General features: G+C 59.2%; 11 protein-coding genes. 7 read left to right on the top strand and 4 right to left on the bottom strand.

What is annotated here, in order from left to right; translation table 11 throughout:
- Positions 1–80 precede the first annotated feature (80 nt).
- Positions 81–1970 carry a helicase-related protein gene (locus tag ACVWXE_RS13625; RefSeq protein WP_457490570.1) on the bottom strand — a complete coding sequence of 630 codons (1890 nt, stop codon included), beginning with the start codon at positions 1968–1970 and terminating at the stop codon, positions 81–83.
- 97 nt (positions 1971–2067) lie between these two features.
- On the opposite strand from ACVWXE_RS13625, the gene ACVWXE_RS13630 reads away from it, so the two are divergent.
- Together ACVWXE_RS13630 and gap are read left to right on the top strand one after the other, a co-directional pair.
- The gene (locus tag ACVWXE_RS13630; RefSeq protein WP_187147224.1) at positions 2068–2628 is read left to right on the top strand and encodes a Crp/Fnr family transcriptional regulator; all 561 of its coding nucleotides are present in this window, start codon (positions 2068–2070) and stop codon (positions 2626–2628) included.
- Positions 2629–2784: 156 nt separating this feature from the next.
- Positions 2785–3804, top strand: coding sequence for a type I glyceraldehyde-3-phosphate dehydrogenase (gene gap, locus ACVWXE_RS13635; RefSeq protein WP_011433307.1), 1020 nt, complete (start codon positions 2785–2787; stop codon positions 3802–3804).
- Between the two features lie 22 nt (positions 3805–3826).
- On the opposite strand, the gene ACVWXE_RS13640 is transcribed toward gap, so the two are convergent.
- Positions 3827–4387: a 2'-5' RNA ligase family protein gene (locus tag ACVWXE_RS13640; protein ID WP_457490571.1), complete on the bottom strand. Its 561-nt coding sequence runs from the start codon at positions 4385–4387 to the stop codon at positions 3827–3829.
- A gap of 59 nt (positions 4388–4446) precedes the next feature.
- On the opposite strand from ACVWXE_RS13640, the gene ACVWXE_RS13645 reads away from it, so the two are divergent.
- Positions 4447–4896: a (2Fe-2S) ferredoxin domain-containing protein gene (locus tag ACVWXE_RS13645; protein WP_414413286.1), complete on the top strand. Its 450-nt coding sequence runs from the start codon at positions 4447–4449 to the stop codon at positions 4894–4896.
- Here the strand turns inward: ACVWXE_RS13645 and ACVWXE_RS13650 are convergent.
- Positions 4865–5497, bottom strand: coding sequence for a lysophospholipid acyltransferase family protein (locus tag ACVWXE_RS13650; protein WP_414331435.1), 633 nt, complete (start codon positions 5495–5497; stop codon positions 4865–4867). The genes ACVWXE_RS13645 and ACVWXE_RS13650 overlap by 32 nt on opposite strands.
- 87 nt (positions 5498–5584) lie before the next feature.
- Positions 5585–6337: a Uma2 family endonuclease gene (locus ACVWXE_RS13655; RefSeq protein ID WP_457490572.1), complete on the bottom strand. Its 753-nt coding sequence runs from the start codon at positions 6335–6337 to the stop codon at positions 5585–5587.
- 152 nt (positions 6338–6489) lie between these two features.
- Between ACVWXE_RS13655 and ACVWXE_RS13660 the strand changes: the two genes are divergently transcribed.
- From ACVWXE_RS13660 to groL, 4 genes are all read left to right on the top strand, one after another.
- A complete protein-coding gene (locus tag ACVWXE_RS13660) occupies positions 6490–6969 on the top strand; it encodes a GNAT family N-acetyltransferase (RefSeq protein WP_414330053.1) in 480 nt (159 codons plus the stop codon).
- Between the two features lie 11 nt (positions 6970–6980).
- Positions 6981–8096, top strand: coding sequence for an NAD(P)/FAD-dependent oxidoreductase (locus tag ACVWXE_RS13665; RefSeq protein ID WP_457490573.1), 1116 nt, complete (start codon positions 6981–6983; stop codon positions 8094–8096).
- Between the two features lie 88 nt (positions 8097–8184).
- Positions 8185–8511, top strand: a complete 327-nt coding sequence (locus ACVWXE_RS13670) for a 30S ribosomal protein PSRP-3 (protein ID WP_414330048.1) — start codon at positions 8185–8187, stop codon at positions 8509–8511.
- A gap of 199 nt (positions 8512–8710) precedes the next feature.
- Complete coding sequence (gene groL, locus ACVWXE_RS13675; protein WP_414418515.1) at positions 8711–10330, top strand: chaperonin GroEL; 1620 nt, start codon at positions 8711–8713, stop codon at positions 10328–10330.
- Positions 10331–10496 lie beyond the last annotated feature (166 nt).

Below are 10496 nucleotides of genomic sequence, written 5' to 3' on the forward strand. Positions count from 1 at the left end.
TTCTCGTTTTGACAAATTGGCCAGGAACTTCTTGAGTTTTCTCTATCTCGTCAGTGCTCTCTTTTGGCTCAAATGAAAGATCAACACAACCTAGCCTCCGGCACAGGCACGTGGGTGCCCAGGGTGCGGTGGATCTCCCGCGCTTTGTTGAGCAACACCTCCAGTACCACGCCATCTACGGGGTTGTCGCGGCCAAAAAAGCGGATGACCTTGACCCGGCTGGCCTTTTGGCCGTAGCGATCCACCCGGCCCTCCCGCTGCTCCAGCCGATTGGGGTTCCAGGGCAGGTCGTAGTGGATGACGGCTGTAAACTTTTCCTGCAGGTTGATCCCTTCCGAGAGGCAGTCGGTGGCCACCAGCACCCGTGGTCGGTCAACTTCCAGGTTCGCGATCTTGGCCTCCCGCTCCTCGTCTCCCATCCTGCCCGTTACACAGGCTACTTGGGCTGGGGATCCCAGCTGTTGCCGAAGGTAACTGTCCAGATACTCCGCAGTGGCAACGTAGCGGCACCAGAGGATGGGATGAAAACCTTCCTGAAGCAACTTTTTCACCAGCTCGATGGCCCGCGCCAGTTTGGTGTCGTGCTCTGGGCCCTGGAGCTGTTTGGCCAGACGGGCCAGGGCCTGCAACCGGCGGCGGTCGCTATCCGGCAGGGTTGGGTCTGCGGCTTCAAGAGCTGGCGTTGGCAGCTCATCGTCGGTACGCTCTTCTGCCGACTCGAACACCCAGCGGCTCAGTTCTGCCTCAACCTCTTCTTCTGCCTCCAGGGTTGCTCTGCTGCGATTGTGCAATGCCGCTACTGCTGCCGCCGGGCTGGACATTACGCAGCGCAAAAGGGCCAGCGCTCCCCAGTAGCGCACTCGCTGCTGGCGCTTCTCTAGTTGCTGCCCTGTGCACACCAATTCCGAGCAAAACCCATAGGTGTCCTCGAACAGCTTGCGCTGCCCCTCAGAAAGGGTGTAGGTTTCATCTTCAGCTTCCCGGGTTGGAAAACAGGTGAGCTCCTGCCAAGTTTCCCGAATATCTCGCCGCGTGCGCTGGACAAAATGACGGGCTAGCTGGACGCGTTGGTCTTCGTTGAGATCCTGGAGATCCCATGTCTCGAACTCCGGCCGCAGCAGCCCCAGCAGCGAGCGGAAGGCCTCTTCGACACCGCTGTGGGGAGTTGCCGTCAGCAGGATCAGGTGGCGGTTGGGGTTTTGGGCCACCGCTTTGAGCAGACTGTGGCGCTCCTGCTGGTTTTTGCCATGGGCCGCCGCTGCCCCATGGACTTCGTCGGCAATGACCAGCTCAGGACAAAATTGCAGAAATGGGTGGCGGTTGCGCTCGGTCTTGACGAAGTCAATGCTGGCCACCTGGACAGGAAAGTGCTCGTAGAGGCTGCGCCCAACAGGGGTTTTTCGCTCCAATTGCCCCACCGTTCCCGAGCGGATGACCACTGGCTCCAGGTTAAACTTCTCGGCCAGCTCGCTGGCCCACTGCTCGCACAAATAGGGAGGGCACAGGACACAAAGGCGTCGGATCTCGCCGCGATCCAAAAGCTCCCTGGCTATCAGCAGCGCCTCGATGGTCTTGCCCACCCCTACGTCGTCGGCAATCAATAGCCGCACCGGATCGAGGCGCAGCGCCATGAGCAAGGGCACAAACTGGTATACCCGTGGCCGAATCGAGAGGCGCCCCAGAGAGCGAAAGGGAGTTGCGCCCTCCCGTAAAATCAGCCGGGCCGCCTGCCAGAGGAGAAGGGTACTGGTGGCATCGGCAGGATGATCCCCAGAGGGCCAAGGAAAGGCGGTAGGCTCCACTCGCTCGAAGGGCAAGGTGCCGCCCACAAGGTTCATCAGGTGTCGGTGAATGCAAACCGCATCTTCTGGGGTGCCGGTGAGGGGCCGCAGCACCACAATTTCTTCTGAATCAGCGGGGAGCACCACCCACTCGCGGTTGCGGCAGCGGACAATTGAGCCAGGCTGCATGGGATCCCTGGGAGCGACCTACCTTTTCCATTGCATCTTAGATACTCTTTGGGGACAACTCTCTCCCATCTCCCAATACCCTGCCGGCAGCGGTAGGATGAAACGGAGCCGGCCTCAGGTACCCCTCTGGCCCACCGACATCATGAGCAGCCCCCGTTATCCGTTTGAGCGTGTTCGCGAGCACTTGCTCTTCCAATCTTTGGAAGATGCCGAGTGGAAGGCGCTGACGGCAGCCCTGTTGCCCAGCCGCTTCTCTCCTGGCCAGGTGATCTTTCAAGAGGGGGATCCCAGCAGTGACCTGTACATGATCCTCAGTGGAGTGGTGGAGCTGCGTCGCCAATATGTGCGACATCCGGGAGATTATTGGCTGGCTACGCTGCACGCCGGGCGTTTGTTTGGGGAACTTTCTCTGCTGACGGGACGGCGGCGCTCCTTTACGGCAGTGAGCATGACCGAGGTGCAAACCCTACGCCTTTCCACCGAAGGGCTGATCCTGCTGCCTCTGGAAGTCCAGGTGAAACTCTACCGCGCCTGGAGCCAGATCATCAGCGAGCACCTTTACTGGCTGGATAGTATGTTCACGGATCTTCTGGAGCAGCGAGGGGTAGAAAATGTAGCCTCGGCTATGGCTCTGCTGCACCAGCGCTATCCCGCTTGAAAGAGGCTCAATCCCTGCTCCGCATAGGTTTGCAGGTCAACGTCCACGAAGACAACCCCTTGGATCCCAAATTTTGTCTTCAGAATGTTCAGGGGTTGCGATATCATGTGCTAGGCAGCAGCCCCCAAGAGATTTCAAGCAGCGAGGTCAGGAGCAGTGGTTAGGGTAGCCATCAACGGGTTTGGTCGCATTGGTCGCAACTTTTTGCGCTGTTGGCTGGGTCGCTCCCAGTCCAACCTGGACATTGTTGCCATCAACGACACCTCAGATGCTCGCACGGCTGCCCACCTGCTCAAGTACGATTCCATCCTTGGGCCGTTGCAGGGAGCAGACGTTGAGCCTGCAGAAAACGGTTTGGTGGTGAACGGCAAGCATATCTATGCCGTTTCCGACCGCAACCCCAGCAACCTGCCCTGGAAAGAGTGGAAGGTGGATCTTGTTATTGAAGCTACAGGTGTTTTTGTCGACTACCAGGGTGCCTCTAAGCACATAGAAGCGGGGGCCAAAAAGGTGGTGATCACCGCCCCGGCCAAGGGGGGAGACATTCCCACGTTTGTCTACGGTGTTAATCAACACACCTACGACCCGGTGCGGCACAACATTGTCAGCAACGCCAGCTGCACCACCAACTGCCTTGCCCCGATCATCAAGGTGTTGCTGGACAAGTTCGGCGTCCTCCGTGCCACCATGACCACCACCCACAGTTACACCGGCGACCAGCGGATCTTAGATGGTGGTCACCGCGATCTGCGGCGGGCCCGGGCAGCAGCATTGAGCATGGTGCCCACCACCACGGGGGCTGCCAAGGCGGTGGCTTTGGTGATCCCGGAGCTGAAAGGCAAGCTGAATGGGGTGGCGGTACGGGTTCCCACGCCCAATGTGTCTCTGGTGGACTTGGTGGTGCAGACGGAGCGGCGCGTGATTGCCGAGGAGGTAAACGCTGCCCTCAAAGAAGCCTCAGAAACTACGATGAAAGGGATCATCGCCTACTCGGATATTCCCTTGGTCTCCATCGACTACCGCGGCCACGACTGCTCGGCCATTGTGGATGCGGAGATGACCAGTGTGCTGGATGGGGATCTGGTGAAGGTGATGGCTTGGTACGACAACGAGTGGGGCTACTCCCAGCGGGTGTTGGACTTGGCGGAATACATGGCCGCTCACTGGGTGGAGTAGGCTGCTTCGGTTGGCTTCCCCATCATTCTCCCATCAAGAACTGGGCAAAAACCTGCCAACGTTTGCCGTCGTGGAGGAGGAGCGTCAAAGCTGACGCTACAAACGCACTCTGGAAAGAACGCGTCTTGAACTCTGGCCAAGCGGCGCGAAAGTGGGCGGGGGTTAGATCTCGAAAGGCAACGGTCATGTGGGGCACGAACGGACGGCCCTGAGCGGTTGTCTCTTTCTGGTTGAGAAGGATCCCCATGTGGTGATGGGCTTGAGCTTGTAGCCGCTGCAGTTCTGGGGAGGGCACGACATGGATAAAAATGACGCGCGGTGCGAAGGCCCCAAAGCCGGATAGCTGGATGGAGACGGGGGTCTGACGCCTGGCAAAGGCCTCTAGGGATCCCGTCAAGGCTGGCAGATCGGAACTGGTCCACTCGAACGGCGGCACCAGAGTGATGTGGGGAGGCGAGCGCAGGGCCGCTTGGCTGGCAAATTGCTCGGCAAACTGCTGTTTGATGGCTGTCACCTGCTCTTGCAGTGCTGGAGGGGGGAGCAGAGCAAGAAACAGTCGCTGCTTGGGGTTATCCACCAGCATCGGTAAGAACCTAGAGAACAGGGGATAATGCAACTGTAGCCAAGCCCAAACATCTTGTTATGTCGCGTCCTGTCGCTTCTTCCCCTATCCTGGATCCCTCCTCGGCAACCGGATCCCCAGGCCAAGCGCCTCAGCCGGCTCCCATTCCGCCCTACCAGTGGCATTTGTTCCTTTGTGCAGATCAAACCAAGCCCAAATGTTGTGAGAAAGCCGTGGGATTGGAAGCCTGGGACTATTTAAAATCGCGGATAAAAGAATTGGATCTGGAAATCGGGAGCGCCGGATCCCTGCGGGTACACCGCACCAAAGCCAACTGCCTGCGGGCATGCGACTATGCTGTTCCTGGCCCTGTGCTGCTGGTCTATCCCGGTGGGTTTTGGTACCACTCGGTCACGCCGGAGGTGGTGGAGGAGATTCTTCAAAAGCACATCTTGGGAGGGATCCCTGTTGTTGAGTATCTGGTAGCCCAAGATACCCTCAGCGCCCCTGATCCAAAAGGGCATGGATAGCCTGCACGCACTCTGCCGTCACCTGCTGCAAATCGGCCTTATCGCTGGAAGCGGGGGGGGGAATCACGTTGCCAATGCGCACCGTGATGGGGCAGAACAAACGCGGCCACCGGGATCCCTTGGGCAAGACCTTTTCCGTGCCCCAAAGGGCTACAGGCAGCAGAGGCGTTTGGGTGCGGGCTGCAACCAAGGCCGCTCCCAAGTGGGGCTGAGGAATGCGGCCATCGGGGGTACGAGTGCCATTCAAAAAGATCCCTACCGCCCATCCCTGCGCCAAGGCTGCTTCCGTGGCCCGCAGGGCAGCGCGGTCAGAGCCGCCTCTTTTGACCGGGTAGGCGCCGTAGAGCTGGATCACCTGCTTCAGCCCCGGCACCCGAAACAGCTCTTCCTTGGCCATGAAGGCCACCGGGCGGCGCACCGCATTGGCCACCAGCGGCGGATCCAAATGGCTGGCGTGGTTGCTGACGACGATGAGGGATCCCTGGCGAGGCACGTTTTCCTGCCCATAGGTGCGCCCAAAATACAGTCCCCGAAACAAGGGGTTGACCACCAGCCACTTGAGCAGCCAGTAGGCCAACCAATCCCGGCGGCGATAACCCATCTGTGAGTCCAACGATCCCTGCCACTCCGGCAGCAGTTCCCTCTCTGAGTGTAGTGGAGGGTGGGTGCTGAAGGGGATCCCTGGGCTTCAGCTCTCCAAATCGGGATCCTCACCCAAAGCCCGCAATCTTGCCGCCAGACGCTCCGCCCGTTGATGTTCTCGCTCCGCCCTTTGGCGTTCTTGCTCGGCTCTTTGGCGTTCTTGTTCCGCCCGTTGACGTTCCTGCTCCGCCCGTTCCCGCTCCAACTCAGCCCGTTCATCGCCGGTCAGCAGCAACTGCCCTTGGGCATCACACCAGCGCAGCCAGCGAGCTTGTTTCCCCTCAAAAACGCCTTCCCACACCGTCAGGCCCAGCCCCACCTGTTCTAGCCAGGTCTCGGTCATTTCCGCGTAGTGGCGGCCCCGCAGTTCGAAAATGCGCAACTCCTCTGGCCCCAGCTCATGATTGGGATCGAAGACCGCGTAGTAGCTAACTCGCATCTGCTCATAACGGCTCAGCTTGCCTTCCAGCTCGTCGCCTTCGCGGTTGGAGACGATCTCGATCACCACATCCGGCGGCTTGTCAAATTGCCAGAGCAGGTAGCAACGGTTTTGCTTCTCCCACCATTGCTCCGGCACCGTGACGTCCAGGCTGAGAAAAACATCCGGCACAATCGGGGGCCGACCGATGGCGGTGTAGATGCCTACATTTGCCGCTGCTAAAAAGGTTTTGCCGCGCAAAGCGCTGTAGAGAGCTCCAGTCAGGAGGCGCTGCTGTTTTTCCGAGGCAAAGTTATCCACCGGGGTATCATCCTCTGTTACGAGATCGGCGACGTCGGGAACCAGCAGTTCAGTATCCATGGGCAGATGGGGTTGGGGATGCTAGCGATCTTAGCCGCTCACCTCAGGGATCCTCTGCTCCCTGAGAAACAGAGAAAACAGAGTCCTCGAGCAAGCCCAGGTACAATCGAGAAAGCTTTACTTAACGATGATTTCTTTTTCTTCGCTGCTCGATGCAGATCGACATCCGTCCTGCGGAAAACTCGGACAGTGCGGCTCTGCTCCACATTTTGCAAGTGGTCTTTGCGGAGTATCCAGGCTGTGTATTGGACATCGAAGAGGTGCCGGAGCTGCTTCAGCCTGCCACAGCTTTCGCGGAGATGGGGGGATCCCTTTGGGTGGCGCAGCATCAGGATCAAGTGGTCGGCTGTGTCGGCCTTGTGCCCGATGGGATCCCTGGGCGAATGGAGCTGAAAAAACTCTACACCCTGCCTGCAGTGCGGGGTCGAGGTTTGGGTCGGCGCTTGATTGAACAGGCCGAATTTGCGGCTCGGCAGCAGCAGGCGGACTCTCTGCATCTGTGGACAGATACTCGCTTCACGACGGCTCATCGGGTCTATGAACGGCTCGGCTATGTGCGTCTGCCGGAAATTCGTGAATTGCACGATCGCAGCAACTCTGTGGAGTATCACTACGAAAAGCGTCTCCGTTGAGGGTCGGGCTGTTGAACTGTGATGTGCTGGTGATCGGCTGTGGGGTGGTGGGCTGTGCCATCGCCTACGAATTGTCTGCGGCTGGCCTATCGGTGGTTGGGATCGATGCCGGGGATCCTGCCGCCGGCTCGACAGGGGCAGCTCTGGGGGTATTGGTGGGCATTTCCAGTCGGCAAGCGGGTGGGGAGACGGTTCAGCTTCGCCTGAAAAGCCTGGAGCTGTTCGATCCCCTAATCGCGCGGCTGGAGGAAGACCTGGGCCGGAGTTTGCCCGTCAATCGGCGCGGCATTCTCAAACTCCTCAGGGAGGAGGAAGTGGCAGCTTGGCAAGAGACCCTGGCGGCCCGCCGACAAGCAGGTTACCGCCTAGATCTGCTCAGCCCTGCCGAAGTGGGATCCCTGCAACCCGGCCTGCGCAGCGACCTGGCAGGGGCCATCTACTCTCCCCAGGATCGACAAGTCCAACCCAAGCTCCTAACCCAGGCTCTCTTGGAAGCAGCCCAACGCAAGGGATCCCGCTTTTTCTTCCACCAGCCTGTCCAGAAGATTCAGCGCAGCTCGGATCCCCCCTTTCGCCTGCAAGCGGTTTACACCCCCGCTCTCACCCTCTCGGCAGGTCACGTCATTCTGGCGGCAGGTCTGGGCAGCTCCCCTCTGGCCAAAGAGCTGGGGTTGCAGGTGCCCCTGCAAGCGGTCAAAGGCCAGGCCCTGCGGGTCAGAGCTCCCGGGATCCCCCTGGGGCCCGTGGTCACCGACGCGGATCTGCATCTGGTTCCTTTGGGCGATGGATCCCTGTGGGTGGGGGCAACAGTGGAATTTCAGGCCCCTCATCCCGAGCCGACGCTGCTGGCGCTACAAGATCTGCTGGCCCGCGCCATCCGACTCTGCCCGGCTTTGGCCGAAGCAACTTTGTTGGATCATTGGGCCGGCCATCGGCCTCGACCGGTGGGACAGCGCGCCCCCATCCTGGGTTGGGCTCCTGGCTACGCCAATCTGCTCATTGCCACCGGCCATTATCGCAATGGAGTGTTGCTGGCCCCGATCAGCGCCGCCATCCTGCGGGACTTGGTACTGAAAGGGGAAACAGCCCTCTGTGATCTAGGGCCCTTTGCCCCCAGACAGGGCTGAGCCCGTATCCATCTTCCGGCTCTCGGCCCGCCGATGGACAGGACATATGTCAGAATGAAAGGCTGCCTGGTTAGGATTGGATCGTCCGTTGAGTAGCCCAAAGGAGAAGAGAGCCTTGCCGAAGTTCGCCCTAAAAGCCCTCTGGTTGGAAAACGATTTGGCTATTGCCGTCGATCAGGTGGTGGCCAAAAACCGCAGCCCCCTCACCCACTACTTTTTCTGGCCGCGGGATGACGCCTGGGAGCAGCTTAAGGCTGAGCTGGAAAGCAAAACCTGGATCAGCGAGGTGGATCGCATTGAGCTGCTCAACCGAGCCACCGAACTCATCAACTACTGGCAAAACGGCGGGCGCAACCGCCCCATCAGCGAAGCCCAGGCCCAGTTTCCCGACATCCTGATCGGCGGCAACTCCTAGCCCTCTCCCCCCTGTCAGCCAAAACGTGACTCCGGATCTGCCCATCTTGCTCAGGCTCCCGTCTTTGAGCTAGATTGGCACTCGGGAGTTTAGAGTGCTAACTCCCTGCTGGCCGAGCCGGAGGATTCCTGGGAACCCCACTCCGCCTGGCAGTACCCAAAGTAGGAGCCCAGTCAGACTCACGAGGATTGCGGATTCTATGGCAAAACGGATTCTGTTTAGAGAAGAGGCCCGCAAGGCATTGGAGCAGGGCATCAACCAACTGGCGGATGCAATCAAGGTTACGATTGGCCCCAAAGGACGCAACGTGGTCTTGGAGAAGAAGTTTGGTGCCCCCCAAATCGTCAACGACGGGGTCACGATTGCCAAGGAAATTGAGTTGGCCGATCCTTTGGAGAACACAGGCGCCCAGTTGATGCGGGAAGTGGCCTCTAAGACCAACGATGTGGCCGGAGATGGTACCACCACAGCCACCATCCTGGCCCAAAGCATGGTGCGGGAAGGGCTCAAAAACATCTCGGCGGGCGCCAACCCTGTGGCTCTGCGGCGCGGCATTGAAAAGACCACTGCCTACTTGGTGGAGCAAATTGCAGCTCACGCCAAGGCTGTGGAAGGCCGTAAGACCATCGCCGAAGTAGCCACCATCTCTGCCGGCAACGACAGCGAAGTGGGAGAGATGATCGCCAAGGCCATGGATGCTGTAGGTCGAGATGGGGTGATCACGGTCGAAGAATCCAAGTCGCTGGAAACCGAGTTGGACGTGGTGGAGGGGATGCAGTTCGACCGCGGCTACATTTCCCCCTATTTCGTCACCGACTCGGAGCGGATGGTGGCCGAGTACGAGAATGCTTATCTGCTGATCACCAGCAACAAGATCTCCAGCCTGCAAGATCTGGTGCCCATCCTGGAGCGGGTGGCCCGCGAAGGTCGGCCTCTTTTGGTTATCGCGGAAGATGTAGAGGGAGAAGCTCTGGCCACGTTGGTGGTGAACCGCCTGCGGGGGGTACTCAATGCGGTGGCGGTCAAGGCTCCGGCTTTTGGGGATCGGCGCAAAGCTATGCTGGAAGATATTGCCATTCTCACCGGCGGGCAGCTCATCTCTGAGGATGTGGGCATCAAGCTGGATAAGGTCACCCTGGACATGATGGGGGTGGCCCGCAAGATCACCGTCACCAAAGACAAGACCACCATTGTGACCGATGGCAGCACCAAAGCGGCGGTGGAAAAGCGGGTGGCTCAAATTCGCAAGCAACTGGAAACCACCGATTCCGAGTACGACCGCGAAAAATTGCAAGAACGCATCGCCAAGTTAGCCGGGGGAGTGGCGGTGATCAAAGTGGGGGCTGCCACTGAAACAGAACTCAAAGATCGCAAGCTGCGCATTGAGGATGCCCTGAATGCCACCCGAGCTGCGGTGGAAGAAGGGATCGTCCCTGGCGGCGGGGCGACGCTATTGCACCTCTCCAAAGGGATCCCGGCTTTCAAGGCCAAGTTGAATGCCGAAGAACAGGTGGGGGCAGAAATTGTTTACCGAGCCTTGCAGGCCCCTCTCTTTCAGATTGCCCACAATGCCGGTCTGGAAGGGTCAGTGGTGGTGGAAAAGGTTTTGGAGAAGGAGATGCCCTTTGGCTTCGATGCCCTGAGCGGAACCTATGTGGATATGTTTGCCCAGGGGATCGTCGATCCGGCCAAAGTGGTGCGCTCAGCGCTGCAAAACGCGGCTTCCATAGCCGGAATGTACCTCACAACCGAAGCGATTGTGGTGGAAAAGCCTGAGCCCAAGCCGGCGGCTGGCTCTGCACCTAAGGGGATGATGTAGTCTTGCGAAAGTAAACTACCCGACACCCGCACTATGCGCAGGGTGCGGGCTTTATCCCAATCCCTAGCTGACCCAGAGGACAGCTAAGTTTCGGAATTTCAGGCGAGTTTACAGTCGCCCCAAGGAGAGAGATTACTTGAGCAGCGTTATGGTCAGCATCCCCTTC

Source organism: Thermostichus sp. MS-CIW-41 (genome assembly GCF_054058915.1).

What these genes read in the sequence shown, in the direction of transcription:
- ACVWXE_RS13645 (WP_414413286.1), top strand. Translation starts at nt 4,447, where the DNA reads ATGTCGCGTCCTGTCGCTTCTTCCCCTATCCTGGATCCCTCCTCGGCA.
- ACVWXE_RS13630 (WP_187147224.1), top strand. Translation starts at nt 2,068, where the DNA reads ATGAAACGGAGCCGGCCTCAGGTACCCCTCTGGCCCACCGACATCATG.
- ACVWXE_RS13625 (WP_457490570.1), bottom strand. Translation starts at nt 1,970, where the DNA reads ATGCAGCCTGGCTCAATTGTCCGCTGCCGCAACCGCGAGTGGGTGGTG.
- ACVWXE_RS13640 (WP_457490571.1), bottom strand. Translation starts at nt 4,387, where the DNA reads ATGCTGGTGGATAACCCCAAGCAGCGACTGTTTCTTGCTCTGCTCCCC.
- groL (WP_414418515.1), top strand. Translation starts at nt 8,711, where the DNA reads ATGGCAAAACGGATTCTGTTTAGAGAAGAGGCCCGCAAGGCATTGGAG.
- ACVWXE_RS13650 (WP_414331435.1), bottom strand. Translation starts at nt 5,497, where the DNA reads ATGGGTTATCGCCGCCGGGATTGGTTGGCCTACTGGCTGCTCAAGTGG.
- ACVWXE_RS13655 (WP_457490572.1), bottom strand. Translation starts at nt 6,337, where the DNA reads ATGGATACTGAACTGCTGGTTCCCGACGTCGCCGATCTCGTAACAGAG.
- ACVWXE_RS13660 (WP_414330053.1), top strand. Translation starts at nt 6,490, where the DNA reads ATGCAGATCGACATCCGTCCTGCGGAAAACTCGGACAGTGCGGCTCTG.